Origin of the sequence: Mycobacterium sp. 852002-51613_SCH5001154, assembly GCF_001667425.1 — a bacterium.
GTDB lineage: Bacteria > Actinomycetota > Actinomycetes > Mycobacteriales > Mycobacteriaceae > Mycobacterium.
In genome coordinates this window covers 1-17,045 of sequence record NZ_LZII01000060.1, presented here as the reverse complement: position 1 = coordinate 17,045, position 17,045 = coordinate 1, and the positions used below count along the sequence as shown (strand labels likewise).

The 17,045-nt window shown below is 68.5% G+C and carries 12 protein-coding genes; 5 read left to right on the top strand and 7 right to left on the bottom strand.

Going from position 1 to position 17,045, the window contains the following annotated elements; all coding sequences use genetic code 11:
• Nucleotides 1-13 precede the first annotated feature (13 nt).
• The gene (locus A5750_RS16700; protein ID WP_066947092.1) at nucleotides 14-2,941 is read left to right on the top strand and encodes an MMPL family transporter; all 2,928 of its coding nucleotides are present in this window, start codon (nucleotides 14-16) and stop codon (nucleotides 2,939-2,941) included.
• Between the two features lie 3 nt (nucleotides 2,942-2,944).
• Here A5750_RS16700 and A5750_RS16695 read toward each other — a convergent pair whose 3' ends face one another.
• A complete protein-coding gene (locus A5750_RS16695) occupies nucleotides 2,945-4,087 on the bottom strand; it encodes an AI-2E family transporter (RefSeq protein ID WP_066947089.1) in 1,143 nt (380 codons plus the stop codon).
• A 168-nt stretch (nucleotides 4,088-4,255) separates the two neighbouring features.
• Here A5750_RS16695 and A5750_RS16690 point away from each other — a divergent pair, with 168 nt between their 5' ends.
• Entirely contained in the window at nucleotides 4,256-5,425 is a 1,170-nt protein-coding gene (locus tag A5750_RS16690; RefSeq protein WP_066947087.1) for a TIGR00374 family protein, read from the top strand.
• Here the strand turns inward: A5750_RS16690 and A5750_RS16685 are convergent.
• Nucleotides 5,422-5,958 carry a hemophore gene (locus A5750_RS16685; RefSeq protein WP_066947086.1) on the bottom strand — a complete coding sequence of 179 codons (537 nt, stop codon included), beginning with the start codon at nucleotides 5,956-5,958 and terminating at the stop codon, nucleotides 5,422-5,424. The genes A5750_RS16690 and A5750_RS16685 overlap by 4 nt on opposite strands.
• Before the next feature lie 328 nt (nucleotides 5,959-6,286).
• On the opposite strand from A5750_RS16685, the gene A5750_RS16680 reads away from it, so the two are divergent.
• On the top strand, nucleotides 6,287-9,331 hold the full coding sequence (locus A5750_RS16680; RefSeq protein ID WP_066947082.1) for an efflux RND transporter permease subunit: 3,045 nt from the start codon (nucleotides 6,287-6,289) through the stop codon (nucleotides 9,329-9,331).
• 59 nt (nucleotides 9,332-9,390) lie between these two features.
• Nucleotides 9,391-9,879: a hypothetical protein gene (locus tag A5750_RS16675; RefSeq protein WP_066947078.1), complete on the top strand. Its 489-nt coding sequence runs from the start codon at nucleotides 9,391-9,393 to the stop codon at nucleotides 9,877-9,879.
• Here the strand turns inward: A5750_RS16675 and A5750_RS16670 are convergent, their stop codons facing one another.
• Both A5750_RS16670 and A5750_RS16665 read right to left on the bottom strand, forming a co-directional pair.
• Nucleotides 9,880-10,563: a hypothetical protein gene (locus A5750_RS16670; RefSeq protein WP_066947075.1), complete on the bottom strand. Its 684-nt coding sequence runs from the start codon at nucleotides 10,561-10,563 to the stop codon at nucleotides 9,880-9,882.
• Nucleotides 10,560-11,216 carry a hypothetical protein gene (locus A5750_RS16665; RefSeq protein ID WP_066947072.1) on the bottom strand — a complete coding sequence of 219 codons (657 nt, stop codon included), beginning with the start codon at nucleotides 11,214-11,216 and terminating at the stop codon, nucleotides 10,560-10,562. Before A5750_RS16665 ends, A5750_RS16670 begins: the two co-directional genes overlap by 4 nt.
• A gap of 41 nt (nucleotides 11,217-11,257) precedes the next feature.
• Between A5750_RS16665 and A5750_RS16660 the strand changes: the two genes are divergently transcribed.
• The gene (locus A5750_RS16660) at nucleotides 11,258-13,243 is read left to right on the top strand and encodes a M13 family metallopeptidase (RefSeq protein WP_067264319.1); all 1,986 of its coding nucleotides are present in this window, start codon (nucleotides 11,258-11,260) and stop codon (nucleotides 13,241-13,243) included.
• Here the strand turns inward: A5750_RS16660 and A5750_RS16655 are convergent.
• The 3 genes from A5750_RS16655 to A5750_RS16645 all read right to left on the bottom strand — a co-directional run.
• A complete protein-coding gene (locus A5750_RS16655) occupies nucleotides 13,227-15,473 on the bottom strand; it encodes a molybdopterin-dependent oxidoreductase (protein ID WP_067264316.1) in 2,247 nt (748 codons plus the stop codon). The genes A5750_RS16660 and A5750_RS16655 overlap by 17 nt on opposite strands.
• Nucleotides 15,470-16,051, bottom strand: a complete 582-nt coding sequence (locus A5750_RS16650) for a TetR/AcrR family transcriptional regulator (protein WP_066947046.1) — start codon at nucleotides 16,049-16,051, stop codon at nucleotides 15,470-15,472. The genes A5750_RS16655 and A5750_RS16650 overlap by 4 nt, the downstream gene beginning before the upstream one ends.
• A 146-nt stretch (nucleotides 16,052-16,197) precedes the next feature.
• On the bottom strand, nucleotides 16,198-17,045 hold an 848-nt coding region (locus A5750_RS16645), incomplete at its 5' end, for a L,D-transpeptidase family protein (protein ID WP_067264334.1).

The window sequence follows — 17,045 nt, the reverse complement described above, 5'->3', positions numbered from 1 at the left end:
GTAAGGAGCTTGCGTGTTCGCCTGGTGGGGTCGAACTGTGTACCGCTACCGGTACATCGTTATCGGGGTCACGGTAGCTCTGTGCCTCCTCGGCGGCGTCTTCGGGGTCAGCCTCGGCAAGCATGTCACCCAGAGCGGCTTCTACGACGACGGCAGCCAATCGGTCAAGGCCTCGGTGCTGGGCGACAAGACCTACGGCCGGGACCGGACCAGCCACGTGGTGGCCACCTTTACGGCTCCCAACGGCCAGACGGTCGATGACACGGCGTGGCGGGACAAGGTCGTCGGCGAGCTCAACAAGTTCAAGACCGACCATCCCGACCAGGTCGTCGGCTGGGCCGGCTGGCTGGCGGCACCGGACAGCACGAACCCGGTCATCAAGGGAATGGTCAGCGATGACAAGAAGCACACCTTCGTGTCCATCCCGCTCAAGGGCGACGACGACGACAGCATTCTCAATAATTACAAGGCCATCGCGCCGGGTCTGCAGAAGCTCAACGGCGGCGCGGTGGAACTCGCCGGCCTGGAGCCGATCGCCAACGCCCTGACCGGCACCATCGCGACCGACCAGCGTCGCATGGAGGTCCTTGCGGTGCCGCTGGTGGCCGTCGTGCTGTTCCTGGTGTTCGGCGGCGCCATCGCGGCCGGACTACCGGCCATCGTCGGCGGCCTGAGCATCGCCGGCTCGCTCGGGATCCTGCGCCTGGTCGCCGTGTTCGGCCCGGTGCACTTCTTCGCGCAACCGGTGGTGTCCCTGATCGGCCTGGGTATCGCCATCGACTACGGACTCTTCGTGGTGAGCCGGTTCCGAGAGGAGATCGCCGAGGGCTACGACACCGAGGCCGCGGTGCGAAGAACCGTGATGACGGCCGGGCGCACCGTGACGTTCTCGGCGGTGCTGATCATCGCGTCCAGCGCCAGCCTGCTGGTGCTGCCGCAGGGCTTCGTGCATTCGCTGACCTATGCGATCTTCGCCGCGGTGGGCCTTGCCGCGTTGCTATCGATCACGTTCCTGCCGGCCTGCCTGGGCATCCTGGGCCGCCACGTCGACGCGCTCGGCGTGCGGACCGCGTTCCGGGTGCCGTTCCTGCGGAACTGGAAGTGGTCGCGCGCCTACCTGAACTGGCTCGCCGACCGGCTGCAGAAGACCAAGACCCGCGAAGAGGTCGAGGCCGGCTTCTGGGGCAAGCTGGTCAACTGGGTGATGAAGCGACCGCTGGCGTTCGCCATCCCGATCGCCGTCGGCATGATCTTGCTGGTCATCCCGCTGGGCAACCTGTCGTTCGGCGGCATGAGCGAAAAGTATTTGCCGCCAAACAATTCGGTGCGCCTGGCGCAGGAACACTTCGACAAGCAATTCCCCGGCTACCGGACCGAACAGTTGACCATGGTGATCCAGAGCACCAATGGCAGCAAGGTGACCGACCAGCAGGTGGCCGACATCCGCAACCGGATTTCCTCGATCGGCGGGTTCACCGACAAGCAGTGGCAGGAGCGGCCGTGTCCGGCCATCGCCGGCAACCCTTGCGTCGCCGGCCCCAATGGGACGACCGTGCCCAAGGACGGCTCGGTGCGGGTGATCCAGAACGGCCTGCTCAACAAGAACGATGCCGCCAAGAAGATCGCCGAACTGCGGGCCGTGAACCCCCCGAAGGGGCTCAACCTCTATGTCGGCGGCACGCCCGCCCTAGAACAGGACAGCATTCACAGCCTGTTCGATAAGGCTCCGCTGATGCTGGTGCTGCTGCTGGGCGCGACCATGCTGTTGATGTTCCTGGCGTTCGGGTCGGTGGTGTTGCCGGTCAAGGCCGCGGTGATGAGCGCGTTGACGCTCGGATCCACGATGGGCATCCTGACCTGGATCTTCGTCGACGGGCACCTATCGGGCGTGCTGAACTTCACGCCGACCCCGCTGATGGTGGTGGTGATCGCGCTCGTGGTCGCCGTCGGGTTCGGTCTGGCCACCGACTACGAAGTGTTCCTGGTCTCGCGCATGGTCGAGGCGCGCGAACGTGGCATGTCGACCGCCGAGGCCATCCGGATCGGCACCGCGACGACCGGGCGCCTGATCACGGCCGCCGCGCTCGTGCTCGCGGTGGTCGCCGGTTCCTTCGTGTTCTCCGACCTGGTGCTGATGAAATACCTGGCGTTCGGCCTGATGGCGGCGCTGTTGCTGGACGCCACCGTGGTCCGGATGTTCCTGGTGCCGTCGGTGATGAAACTGCTCGGCGACGACTGCTGGTGGGCCCCGCGCTGGGCGAGGCGCCTGCAAAACAAGATCGGGCTGGGCGAGATCGACCTTCCCGACGAGCGCAAGCGGCCGACCCTCAACGGGCGGCCCGCGCGACCCCCGGTGGCGGCCAGCCTGGTCGCGGCCGCGCCGCGCCAGCCGCACGACCCCACCCACCCCGCGGCCCTCGAGCCGTCACGCGCAACCCGTCCGGGGCCGGCCGAACCCAAGCCCGGCACGGAAGTGCCCGCGGGCGCGGCGATGCGCCCCGCGGCGCCCCCGTCCGATGCCGCCAACACCACGCGGCTGCAGACCCGCCCGGGTGCGCCGACGGAGGCCAAGACGACGCGCCTCTCGGTGCCCAACGCCGCTCCCGCCAGCCCAGCGCACCACCCGGCCCACGAGCGGCCGGCCAACGCCGCCCCGCCGGCGCGACCTCCCGCCCCTGGGCCGGCCGCGCCGCCGGCACCACCGTCCGGCGGCGAAACCCGGGCGATCCCGGTGCCCCCCAACCGTTCTGACGACACGGGCGACGCCGTCGAACCCACCACCGCCTTCCCGTCCGCGCGGCCGGAGGGCGACGAAGCCGACGCCGCCACGGAGAAGCTGAACCCCCGCGGACAGGCCGATAACGGCGACGCGCGCCAGCGCCGGCGTTCGGGCGGCGGCTTGTCCGCCCAGGATCTGCTGCGCCGCGAGGGTCGGCTGTAGGCCTTAGTCGGCCTTTGCGGGTTCGTCCGGTTCGGCCTGCAGGATGCTGCCCTCGTCGGCCTCTTCGGTCTGCTTCTCGGCTTCGGCGGCCGGATCCGGGGCGAGCAGCACCTGCATCGCGTTGTTGAGGAACGCGACCGTCGGCACGGCCAGCAGCGCACCGACGATCCCGGCGAGCACGCCACCGGCGGAGATGGCCAACACCACCCCGAGCGGGTGAATCGAGACGGCGCGGCCCATCACCAGCGGCTGCAGCACATGGGCCTCGAGCTGGTTCACCGCGATCAGCAGACCCAGGGTAATCAGCGCGTACACAACGCCTTTGGCCAGCAGGGCGACCACCACGGCCAGCAGACCCGAGATCAACGCACCGACGAGCGGGATGAAGGCCCCCAGGAACACCAGGGACGCCAGCGGCAGCGCGAGCGGGATGCCCATGATCGCAAGGCCCGTGCCCACCCCGGCCGCGTCGGTCAGGGCCACCAGAAAGGTGGCCCGCACATACCCGGTCAGCGATCCGTAGCCGGCGCGGCCCGCCTCGCTCACCCGGTCCCGGACGTCGGCCGGGAAGATCTTGACCACGTATGCCCAGATGTTGCGGCCGCCGTAGAGGAAGAAGATCAACGTGAACAGCACCAACACCGCCGCGGTGACCAGCTCGGTGATGGTGGCCGCGGTCGACAGGGCACCGCTTTCCAGCTTGGCCTGGTTGTTGCGCAACGCCTCGATCGCGGCGTTGCCCGCGTTGTCGATCTGTTCGCTGCGCAGGTGCGCGGGCCCGTGGATCAGCCAGCGCCGGGTGGACTCGATGCTGCGGGTCACCTGCTCGGTCAGGCCGGGCACACCGTCGATGAACTGGATGACGACGAACGCCAGGATGCCGCCCAGTATCGCGAAGCCGCCCAGCAACACCATCGCCACCGCGCCGCCGCGGGGCAGGCCCCGCCGATCCAGCCAGTCCACCACCGGCAGCAGCAGCGCGCTGACCAGCAAAGCCACCAGCACCGGCACGACGATGATCTCGAGCTTTTTCACCACCCAGAGCAGGGCGACGACCGCGACGAGGATCACCAGCAAACGCCAGGCCCAGGCTGCGGTCTTGCGGACGAGCGGTTCGACCGAAGCGTCGTCGGTGTTTGCCGGCATTGGGTGAGCCTATCCGGCGCGGGGCACCGCCAAACGTGGCAGACCCGTCCGCAACGTGGGCCCGACGCGGCCACCCCGGCACGATCCGGTTACGACCCCGGAACTTCCACGACACGGTCGGCGACGCGCGACGATCCCCGCGCCACCTGCACCGTTACCCTAAATCACGTGTCGCACGACGCACCCGCCCGCAATCTCGACTTCCCGCGCGAAGAGGCCCCGCGCGGGAAGTACTGGTGGCTGCGGTGGGTCATCCTCGGGATCGTCGCCATCGTGCTTGCCGTGGAGGTCGCCCTGGGCTGGCATCAGCTGGCCGAGGCGTGGATGAGCCTCTACGAGGCGAACTGGTGGTGGCTGCTGGCGGCGGTGGTGGCGTCGGCCGCGTCGATGCATAGCTTCGCGCAAATCCAGCGCACCCTGCTGCGGTCGGCCGGCGTGCACGTCAAACAATTGCGATCCGAAGCCGCCATTTATGCCGCCAACTCGCTGAGCACCACGCTGCCCGGAGGGCCGGTGCTTTCCGCCACGTTTTTGCTTCGGCAGCAACGGCTTTGGGGCGCCTCGACGGTGGTCGCGTCGTGGCAGCTGGTGATGGGTGGCGTCCTGCAGGCCGTCGGTCTTGCGCTGCTGGGGCTGGGCGGGGCGTTCTTTCTCGGTGCGAAGAACAACCCGTTCTCGTTGCTGTTCACCCTCGGCGGCTTCGTCGCGTTGCTGATTCTCGCCCAGGCCGTCGCGTCACGGCCGGAGCTGATCGACGGCATCGGCTGCCGGGTGTTGTCCTGGGTCAACTCCGTCCGCGGGCGGCCCGCCGAGACCGGCCTGGACAGATGGCGCCAGACCCTGATGCAGCTGGAATCGGTGAGCCTGGGCCGTCGCGACATGGGGGTGGCGTTCGGTTGGTCGATGTTCAACTGGGTCGCCGACGTGGCGTGCCTCGGCTTCGCGGCGTACGCCGCCGGGGACCACGCGTCGGTCGCCGGGCTCACGGTGGCCTACGCGGCCGCCCGCGCCGTCGGCACCATACCGCTGATGCCGGGCGGGTTGTTGGTGGTGGAGGCGGTGCTGGTGCCCGGGCTGGTGTCCAGCGGCATGTCGCTGCCCAACGCGATCTCGGCCATGCTGATCTACCGGCTGATCAGCTGGTTGCTGATGTCCGCAATCGGGTGGGTGGTGTTCTTCTTCGTGTTCCGCACGGAGAACGTCGCCGTCCCGGACGACGAGGAGCCCGTGCCCGACACCGAACCGACCCCGCCGCAGAACCAGCCCACCAACGATCCGACCGAGACCGCGCTGCAGGGCCCGTTGCCGCCCGATCGCAGCCCGGAAACCGGGAACTAGCCGGCGGTGTTGCCGCGCGGCGGGCCCGACAGCGTGTTGGCCGGCGCCGGTGCGACGGGGCCGGTGGCCGCCGTGCCGGCCAGCGGTGACGCCCCAGCCGCATTACCCGGCAGGGCGGGCAGCCCGCCGGCGGCGCCCTGCGCCTGCTGCATCATGCCCATCGCCTGGGTGGGCGAGATCGGCAACTTGCACTGCAGCGACAGGTTGGTCAGGGGCTGGGCGATCGACGTCATGTCGCCGGCCACCTTGGGGTTGGCCTCGAAGTAGGACTTCAGCCCGGTCATCGACTGCGGGCCCGCCTGCTGCTGCAGCATCGAGGTCATCGTCTGGTTGGTCTCGGGATGCGAGTCCAGGTAGTCCCCCATCGACTTGGAGACCGAACCGATCGTCCGGGCGACTTCGCTGGCCGAGCACGGGTCGGTAGCGCCCGTGGCCGGCGGCCCCGCCAGGACCGCGAGGGCGGCGCACGGCAGGGTGGCGGCGATCAGCCCGGCGAAGATTCTGCGGCGCCCGGTCGCGGTGCCTCTCGTCATGGAAACTCCTTAGTGTTTGCGACGTCGCACGCAGCATCGACGCCTCGCAAACGGCTGCAATGGACGGCCTCATCGATAGCGGAACTCCCCAGGGCTCCGCGGGCCATCCGACATCCTGCCATCGCCGGCGGCACCCCTGCCAGCCCGAGCGCGGCCCTGTGAGGAAAGTCCCGCCGGTCACCGGCTCACAACGGCTTGGGAGCGTCTTGGCAACAACGCCGTCGTTGCAGCTCAGGAACTAGAAAGCTCACATCATCCACAGGTCGCTGCGGTATTCTCGCCAACACGCGTTACGCGATACACGGGGAGTGACGAAATCCAGCAGTTAATGATGCGCCTCAGCCGCAGCCTGCGTAAGTACCGCTGGTTGGTCTTCACCGGCTGGTTGCTGGCTTTGGTTCCGGCGGTCTATCTGGCCTTGACGCAGTCGGGGAATCTGACCGGTGGCGGTTTCGAGGTGGCTGGTTCGCAGTCGCTGCTCGTCCACGATCAGCTCGAGGAGCTGTACCACGACCAGGGGTCGTCGTCGCTCGCCCTGGTGGCGGCCCCGCGCCCGGACGCCAGCTACTCGGACATCAACGACGCGGTCGCGCTGCTGAGGCAAACCGCCGCCGAGGTTCCCGGCGTCTCGGAGGTGCCCAACCCCACCCAGCGGCCACCGCAACCCGACCGGCCGTACGTGCTTTCGCTGCGGCTGGATTCGCGGAACACCAGCGACGTCGCCAAACAGCTGCGCAAGAAGGTCGGCGTCAACGGCGACCAGCCCGGCCAGACCGCGGACGGGCGGGTGCGGCTGTACGTGATCGGCCAGGGCGCGCTCTCCGCCGCCGCGGCGCAGAACACCAAGCACGACATCGCCGCCGCCGAGCGCTGGAACCTGCCGGTGATCCTCATCGTCCTGCTCGCGGTATTCGGCTCGCTGGCCGCCGCGGCCATCCCGCTTGCGCTCGGCGTCTGCACGGTCGTGGTCACCATGGGCCTGGTCTACCTGCTGTCGGCCTACACGACCATGTCGGTGTTCGTGACCTCGACGGTCTCCATGTTCGGCATCGCCCTCGCCGTAGACTATTCGCTGTTCATCTTGATGCGTTTCCGCGAGGAGCTGCGGTCCGGCCGCGAGCCGCGTGAGGCCGTCGACGCCGCGATGGCCACCTCGGGGCTGGCCGTGGTGCTGTCCGGGATGACCGTCGTCGCCTCGCTCACCGGGATCTACGTGATCAACACCCCGGCGCTGAAGTCGATGGCCACCGGCGCCATTCTGGCCGTCGCGGTCGCGATGCTGACGTCAACCACGCTGACCCCCGCGGCCCTGGCGACGTTCGGACGCTCGGCCGCCAAGCGATCGGCATTCCTGCATTGGTCGCGCGGGCCGGAGGGTGCCCAATCCCGGTTCTGGAACCGCTGGATCGGCTGGGTGATGCGCCGGCCGTGGATATCGGCGCTGGCCGCCTCGCTGGTCCTGCTCGTCATGGCCGCACCGGCCTCCTCGATGGTGTTGGGCAACAGCCTGCTGCGCCAGTTCGACTCGTCGCACGAAATCCGCGCCGGGGTGGGCGCGGCGGCCCAGGCCCTGGGCCCCGGCGCGCTCGGCCCGATTCGGGTGCTCGTCACCTTCCCGGACGGCGGGGCCGCCTCGCCCGAACACAGCCAGACCATCAGCGCGATCCGGCAGCGGATGACGCAGGCCCCGAACATCGTCTCGGTGGCGCCGCCGCAATTCGCCGAGGACAACGGCAGCACCCTGCTGTCCGCGGTGTTGTCGGTCGACCCCGAGGACATGCGCGCCCGCGAGACCGTCGGCTGGATGCGCGCGCAGCTGCCCAAGGTGCCCGACCGGGGAACCGCACGAGTGGACGTCGGCGGCCCGACCGCGCTGATCAAGGACTTCGACGACCAGGTGTCCAAGACCGAGCCGCTGGTGCTGGCCATCGTGGCGCTCATCGCGTTCGTGATGCTGCTGCTCTCGGTCCACTCGGTGTTCCTGGCGCTCAAGGGCGTGCTGATGACCCTGCTGTCGGTCGCGGCCGCCTACGGCAGCCTGGTGATGGTGTTCCAGTGGGGCTGGCTGAAGGACCTCGGGTTCGCCCAGATCAGCTCGATCGACAGCACGGTCCCCCCGCTGGTGCTCGCGATGACCTTCGGGTTGTCGATGGACTACGAGATCTTCCTGCTGACCCGCATCAGGGAACGCTTCCTGCATTCCGGCAACACCCGCGACGCCGTCGCGTACGGCGTGAGCACCAGCGCCCGCACCATCACCAGCGCGGCGCTGATCATGATCGCCGTCTTCATCGGCTTCGCGTTCGCCGGCATGCCGCTGGTGGCCGAGATCGGCGTGGCGTGTGCGGTGGCGATCGCCGTGGACGCGACCGTGGTGCGGCTGGTCTTGGTGCCGGCGCTGATGGCGATGTTCGCGCAGTGGAACTGGTGGATCCCGCCGTGGCTGTCGCGCGTGCTGCCGTCGGTCGACTTCGACCGGCCGCTGCCGGAGGTCGATCTCGGCGACGTCGTGGTCATTCCCGACGACATATCGGCGCTGACGGCGCCCAACGCCGACCTGCGGATGGTGCTCAAGTCGGCGGCCAAGCTCAAGCACCTGGCGCCCGACGCCATCTGCGTGACCGATCCGCTGGCGTTCACCGGCTGCGGGCGCAGCGCCAGGGAGCGGCAGGCCGCGCAGCTGCGGGGACCGGACCAGGATCGCGGCCGTGACCCCGGCCAGATTCCCCACCAGGTCAACATCGACGACGAGAAGGCGGGCGTCGCGGTGGGCGCCGCCGACCGCAGGACCGGCAGCAACGGTCACACCAACGGCACGGCCAAGAAGCTCGTCGGTGGCCTGACGTCACGCAACGGCATCGCCAAGGCGATCGTGGGGTCGGACCGGCCCGTCCACCCGGTCACGTTGTGGCGAGGGCGGCTTTCGGTCGCCATCGACGCACTGGAGAGCGAGACCGACACCGCGGACCGGCCGGTGTACGAACGCCGCAGCCCGGTGGAAACCACCCACGTTCAGCTGCCCACCGGCGACCGGCTGCTGGTCCCGACCGGCGCCGAGACGCTGCGGCTGAAGGGGTACCTCATCATGTGCCGTAACAGTCGCCGCGATTACGCCGACTTTGCCGATATGGTTGAAACGTTGGAGCCCGAGACCGCCGCTGTGGTGCTGGCCGGCATGGACAGGTATTACTGTTGTCAGTCGCCCAGGCGGGAATGGATCGCCACCCAGTTGGTGCGTCGCCTCGCTGATCCGGATCCCTGTGATTTAAACGACGAGCAGGGGTCGTCCGAGGCCGACGCCCACCCGGACTGGGAGGAGATCAGGCAGCGCTGCCTGTCGGTGGCCGTAGCGATGCTGGAGGAGGCGAGGTGACGTTGGCACCTGACCGACGCTCCACACTGCCGTCCCACCGGCCGGGCCCCGATCCGCACATGCGCGAGGGCGGCGCCGGCGGTGGATCTCGCAGTGGACCTGTTCAAGACGCCGACCAGCCGGTGGAGTTCTGGCCGACGTCCGCCATTCGCGCCGCGCTGCAAGGCGGCGACATCGCCACCTGGAAGCGTATCGCCGCGGCTTTGAAGCGCGATCCGTTCGGGCGCACCGCCCGCCAGGTCGAAGAGGTGCTCGAAGGCACCCGCCCCTACGGCATCTCCAAAGCGCTGTGGGAAGTGCTGGAACGCGCCCGCACCCACCTGGAGGCCAACGAACGGGCCGAGGTGGCCCGCCACGTGCGGCTGCTCATCGACCGATCGGGCCTGGCCGAGCAGGAATTCGCCTCCCGCATCGGGGTGACCGCCGAGGAGCTCATCGCCTACCTGGACGGCAGCACCAGCCCGTCGGCCGCGCTGATGATCCGGATGCGCCGACTGTCGGACCGGTTCGTCAAGGTGAAGTCGACGCGCTCGGCGGACTCCAACTGATCACCTGATCGGCAGCACGTCCGATACCAGCCACGCGTCGCCGTGCTTGGTCAGCGCCACCCGCAGCGCGGGCGCCGACCGGCTGGCGGGCTGGCCCGGAGCGTTCTGGGTGACCCGCAGGATCACCGCCACACTGGCGGCCGATGGCCCGAGGGCCTCGACCCCGGCCGCCAGCGTCGCGGCCTGAGCGGTGACGTTGTGCTGGGCCAGCTCGGCGCTGGTCTTCGTGTACTGCTCTTTGAACGCGGCGGCGTGGTCGGGGACGATCAACGCCGTGGCGCGGTCGATGGAGCTGTTCGGGTCGGCGGGGGTGAACGACGCCATCGCCTCCGCCATGCCCGTGGCGACCCGAACCACGTCGCGGGAGTCGTCCTTGAACTCGCGGTCCGAGCGCGTCCAGTGCGTGTATCCGGTGACCACCGCGGCCACCAGCGCGGCCGTGCAGAGCAAGACGACGGCCAATCGCAGGCCCGGCGCGTCGTCATCGGTACCGACGCTGACCGAATCACGGCGCAGCAGCCAAAAATTGACCAATACACCCTCGACGATCAACAGCACCAGCACCGAGCACGCCGAAACCCACCACAGCGGCCAACTCAGAATCAGGCCGATCGCCAGCAACCCCGCGATCGCGGCCACCGGGGCCAGGATGTCGAACGCGAGCAGGCGCCACAAATTTCTCATCGGATCGATTCCAGTCCCGAGATCATCAGCTTGCCGTCCACGTTGACGACGTCGAGCCGCAGGTTCCAGTGCACCGTCTGCGGTTTCGCTCCGGCGTTCTCGCTGACCGACGTCGCGACCAGCATGACCGAATCCAGGCGGCTCGCGAAGGGCGGCAACTTGGTGGTGACCACGGGCCGGGAAACGCCGGGCTGGGTGTCCAGGTCGTGGCGCACGGCCTCGACCGCCACCGCGTCGATGCGCCCGGCGCTCTTGGACTGCAGCTTCTCCACCACCTGCCGGTAGGGCTGCATGGCGGCGTCGAAGTCGGTGTTGAGTTCGCCGACCGTCCCGTCGTGCAGGTGTTGCAGGCTGGAGTCGACGTTGCCGCTGTTCATGTTGATCAGCACGCCCGTCCAGTCGGCGGCGGTTTGCATGACGCGGGTGAGGTAGCGGCGTTCACCCGTGTCGTCGCGATGCCCGGACCAGAGGAAGAACCCGAACACGATCGCGGCCACCGACAGCACGCCCAGGACGGCCGACGCGATGCCGTACGGGGAGAACATCGGGCCGTCGGCGACCTCGGATTCGTCGTCGAGGGCTTCGTCGGGTTCGGCGAGGTCTGCCTCTTCCGTTTCCTGGATTGCTGGCTCGGTGCGCTCGCCGTCGGACATGGCCCGATCGTCGCACCCGACAAAGATGGAAGGATGGCGGGGTGACTGTAGAGGCCATTCGCTCGGGGATCGACCTGAGCCATGTCGACGCCAACACCCGCCCCCAAGACGACCTGTTCGGTCATGTCAACGGCCGCTGGCTGGCCGATTACGAGATCCCGGCGGACCGGGCGACTGACGGCGCGTTCCGCCACCTTTACGACCGCGCCGAAGAACAGGTGCGCGACTTGATCATCGAGGCCAGCGAGACGGGCGCCCCGCCGGGCACCGATCAGCAACGCATCGGCGACCTCTACGCGAGCTTCCTCGACGAGGAGGCCGTCAAGCGCCGCGGCCTGCAACCGCTCCTCGACGAGCTGGCCACCATCGACGACGCCGCGGACCCGGACGCGTTGGCCGCGGCGGTGGGTGCGCTGCAGCGCACCGGAGTGGGCGGTGGCGTCGCGCTGTATATCGATACCGACGCCAAGAACTCGGCCCGGTATCTGGTGCATGTCACCCAGTCCGGCATCGGATTGCCCGACGAGTCCTACTTCCGCGAAGAGCGGCACGCCGAGGCGCTGGCGGCCTACCCCGGTCACATCGCGCGGATGTTTCACCTGGTGTACGGCGGGACCCCGGACGCGCACGCCGAGACCGCGGCCCGCATCGTGGCGCTGGAGGGCAAGCTGGCCGCCGCGCACTGGGACGTGGTCAAGCGGCGGGACGCCGAGCTCAGCTACAACCTGCGCACCTTCGCCGAGCTGCAGACCGAAGGGAAGGGCTTCGACTGGACCGGCTGGGTGAACGCGCTGGGCGCCACACCGCAGGACTTCGCGGAAACCATTCTGCGCCAACCCGATTACCTCACCGCCTTCGCCGCCCTGTGGTCCAGCGCCGACCTGGCGGACTGGAAGGATTGGGCCCGTTGGCGGTTGATCCGCGCCCGCGCGTCCTGGCTGACCGACGAGCTGGTCGCCGCGGATTTCGACTTCTATGGCCGCCTGCTCACCGGGGCAGAGCAGATCCGGGAACGCTGGAAGCGGGCGGTGTCGCTGGTGGAACACCTGATGGGCGATGCCGTCGGAAAGCTCTACGTGCAGCGGTATTTCCCGCCGGACGCCAAGGCCCGCATCGACGCGTTGGTGGAGAACTTGAAGGCGGCGTATCGGCTGTCCATCAACGAGCTGGACTGGATGACGCCGCAAACCCGGGAGCGTGCGCTGGCCAAGCTGGACAAGTTCGTCGCCAAGGTCGGCTACCCGGCCACGTGGCGGGACTACTCCAAGGTGGTGATCGACCGCACCGACCTCTACGGCAACTTCCAGCGCGGCTACGCGGTCAACCACGACCGCGAACTGGCCAAGCTGGGCGGCCCGGTCGACAAAGACGAGTGGTTCATGACTCCCCAGACGGTCAACGCCTATTACAACCCGGGGATGAACGAAATCGTTTTCCCGGCAGCAATTTTGCAGCCGCCGTTCTTCGACGCCGAGGCCGACGACGCCGCCAACTACGGCGGGATCGGCTCGGTGATCGGGCACGAGATCGGGCACGGTTTCGACGACCAAGGCGCGAAGTACGACGGGGACGGCAACCTGGTGGACTGGTGGACCGACGCCGACCGCGCCGAATTCGGCGCCCGCACCAAAGCGCTCATCGACCAGTACGACGCGTACACGCCCCGGGGGCTGGATGCCGGCCACCACGTGAACGGCGCATTCACCGTCGGCGAGAACATCGGTGACCTGGGCGGGTTGTCGATCGCCCTGCTGGCCTACCAGCTGTCCCTGAACGGCCGGCCCGCGCCCGTCATCGACGGTCTCACCGGAGTGCAACGGGTGTTTTACGGCTGGGCCCAGGTGTGGCGCACCAAATCCCGTCAGGCGGAAGCGATCCGGCGGTTGGCAACCGATCCGCACTCGCCGCCGGAGTTCCGCTGCAACGGCGTCATCCGCAACATGGACGCGTTCTACGACGCCTTCGAGGTGTCCGAGGACGACGGCTTGTTCCTCGAGCCGCAGCGCCGGGTCAGGATCTGGAACTGACGGGCACTCCCGCCGGCTCGATCCGGGCGGGCACGTGCTTGTGCCATGGCGTGCCGGCGTAGGGGTCGCGCCATTCCGTCGAGGTGAGTGCGTTCGGGGCGACGCCCGGGACCACGGTATGCCCGTCGCCGTCGACGTAGTCGAGCCCAAATCCGTTGGGCAGGGCCGCATGTCCGGCCAGCATGGTCTCGGTGATCTCGACGGTGGCCTCGGCACTGCCGGCCGCGGTGCTGATGCGGGCGCGGCCTCGGTCGACGAGTCCGAGCGCCTGGGCGTCCTCGACGCTGACGCGCAACGCCCCGTCCGCGTCGCGCTTGCGCCAGGAGGGGTCGCGGAAGATGTCGTTGGCGGTGTAGGCCCGGCGCTCGCCCACCGACAGCACGATCGGGAAATCCGGTGTGGTCAGCCGCGGCGGGGCCGCGGTCAGCGCACGCAAATCGTCGAGCATGGCGGGAATTTCGAGCGCGATCTTGTGGTCGGCGTGGCTGATCAAGGCGAAGTCGTCCTCGTAGTTGTGGACGGTGAACGTCACCCCGGACGGGGTGTCGAGGATCGCGTCGAACAGCGCGTTGCCGTCGGCGTGACCGGCCCGGCGCACCGCCTCGGGATAGGTCAGGGCGGCCTTCTGGGCGAGCCCCCACAGCGCGGCGGCGCCGCGCAGACCTTCCGGCAGCGTGGGCCCGAGCGTCTCGTAGAGGACGTAGGGAAGCAGCTTGGCGACGGTCGGGTTGGTTGCGGTGGCGGTGAGGAAGGCTTCGGTGTAGGCCGCTCGCCCGCGCCGGGCGGCTTCGGACAATGGCCGCAGATCCGCGTCGTCGACCATGCCCAGGGCGCGCACCAGCCGCGCCCAGATCTCCGGCTCGGGCAGCGTCCCCGGCAACGGTTCGAGCAACGGCCGGCGCAGCTGAAAAGCGTTGTGCGGGAACTCCAGATTGAAGAACGTGGCTTCCGGCTTCTCGAACTGGGAGGCCGCGGGCAGCACGTAGTGCGCGAGCCGGGCGGTCTCGGTCATCGCGACGTCGATGACGACCATCAGTTCCAGCGCCTGAAAGGCCTCCCGGCACGCGGCCGAGTTGGCCAGCGAATGCGCGGGATTGCTGCTCTCCACGATCATGGCCCGGAACCGGTCCGGGTGATCGGTCAGGATCTCCTCGGGCACGACGTTGCTGGGCACCAATCCGGAGATGATGGGGGCGCCGGTCACCGGCGTGCGCCCGGAGAACTGGCCGAACAGCGGCCCGAACGCCGAATGTAGATGCTGGCCACCCTTTTTCGCGAAGTTGCCGGTAAAGATCCACAGCAGCTTGTTCAGGTACGAGCAGAGCGTGCTGTTGGGCGCCTGCTGCACACCGAGGTCCTCGAACACCGATACGCTGGCCCCCGCGCCGATGCGCCGCGCCGCCGCGCGCAACAACTCCTCGTCCACCCCGCACCGTTGCGAGTACTCGGCCACCGGCACCTCGCGCAGCTCGGCGCGGACGGACTCGGCGCCGCGCACGTGTTCGGCCAGAAACTTTTCGTCACAGAGGTTTTCCTGGACGAGGACGGCCGCCAGCGCGGCCAGACACCACGCGTCGGTGCCGGGTTGCACTCGTAGATGGAAGTCGGACATCTTGGCGGTGTCGGTGACGACCGGATCGATGACGATCATCGACCGCTTCGGGTCCTTGGCGATCTCGTTGAGCACCACCCGGGCGCGGGGAAAGCTCTGCGACATCCACGGGTTCTTCCCGACGAACACCGACACTTCGGCGTGCTCGAATTCGCCTCGCGTGTGGCCGCCGTACAGCTGACCGTCGATCCAGGCTTCACCGGTCTTCTCCTGCGCCAAGGCATTTGACCGGTAGCGCGAACCGAGGGCTTTGAGGAACGCGCCGCTGTAGGCCCCGCCCAGGTGATTGCCCTGGCCGCCGCCGCCGTAGTAGAAGATCTTGTCCCCGCCGTAGGCGTCGCGGATGTGCTTGAAACCCTCGGCGATCTCGACAATCGCGGTGTCCCAGCCGATCTCCTCGAAGGTGCCGTCGGCACGCCGGCACAGCGGAGAGGTCAATCGGGCGCCGCTGTTCTGATAGTGGTCCAGCCGCAAGGCTTTGTTGCAGGTGTAACCCTGCGACGCCGGGTGGGCCTTATCGCCCCTGATGCGGGCCAGCCGGCGATCTTCGACTTGGACGACGATGCCGCAGTTGCACTCGCACAGGATGCACGCCGTGGACTTCCATTCACCGGTCATCGCGGGACGCCCTTTCTGTTCGCCTCGGCCGACAGCAGGTCACGTAGCTGGCGGTGCACGACGTCGAGGGGGGTGAGGTCGCGGCGCACCCTGGCCAGCACGATCGCGCCCTCCAGCGCGGTGGTGGCCAGCATCGCCAGGTCGGCAGCCCGTGCGCGCGGGATGCCGTCGGCGATGAAGCGCTGCGCGATCAGGTCGGTCCAGCGGTCGAACACCGATGCCGCCCGTTCGACGACGGGCGCCATCCGCTCTTCCTCGCCGGCCTCCACGGAAACCGCGACCACGGGGCAGCCCGCGCGGAAGTCGCTGTCGAGCAGTTGGCGGCGATACTTCTCGATCAGGGTGTCCATCAGCTCAGGCCCGTTCTCGGCCTCGGCGATGATCGCGGCGACGTGCTCACCGGCGAAATCCACCGCCTCGCAAAGCAGTTGGGTTCGCCCGCCCGGGAAGTAGTGGTAGGCCGATCCGCGCGGCGCGCCGCTGTGCTCGAGGACGTCCGAGATCGCGGTCGCGTGCGCGCCCCGCTCCCTGATCAACAGCGCGGCGGAGATCACCATCCGCTCGCGTGGACTGCGCATCGCCGCTCCTTCGGGCCTGGCTTATGTATGATGCTATACATAAGCCGCGGCCCGGCGAAAGCCCCAGCCGCTTGCACTCGCGAACAGACGCAAAATCGCCCAGTTCCGGGACGGAATGGGCGATTTTGCGTCTGCTGGGCTGAAGGCTAGTTGATCCAGTCGGCCGAGCCGTCGTTCTTCTTGTAGTTTCCGCCGCTGGAGTTCTTCACGATGATGGGATCACCCGGGCCGAAATTGTCGAAGAACCACTTGGCATTGGTGGGGCTGATGTTGATGCAGCCGTGGCTGACGTCGCGCTTGCCCTGATCGTCCACCGACCATGGCGCGCTGTGCACGTAGTCGCCGACATTGTCGAAGCGAACCGCGTCCTCCACCGTCACCTTGTAGCCGTAGGTCGAGTTGACCGGGACCCCGTAGGTCGAGGAGTCCATCACCACGGACGCCTTCTTGTCCTGCACGTAGTAGGTGCCATTGGGGGTCTGGTGATTACCGGACGTCATGCCCATCGACATCGGGAAGGTCTTCTCCACCGTGCCGTTGCGCGTAACGGTCAGCTGGTGGGTGGCGTCGTCGGCCGTCGCCACCAGCGTGTCGCCGGTCTGGAAGTTGGTCACCGTACCGCCGGCGTCGACGGTCACCGCGGTGTGCGCGGGCCAGAAGCTCAGCGGACGCCAGCGCAGCTGGGTCGGCGTCATCCAGTAGAACTTGCCCGGCACCGGCGGCACGGACGAGACGTGCACGGCGTTGATGGCCGCGCCGGCGTCCTCAACCGTTCCGGGGAAGTTGATGATGATCGGCTGGGCCACACCCACCGTCGAGCCGGTTTTCGGGACGAACGAGGGCGGCCCGAACGGCGGCGTGCCGGTGAAGGGGGCGGGATTCTGCCCGTCGGCCGAGGCCGCGGCCGGCTGTGCCACCGGGGGCATCCACGGCGGCGGAGGGGGTGGCGGCGCCTGCCCGTCGGGCGGAGGCGCGGGCGGTAACGGGTCGGGTG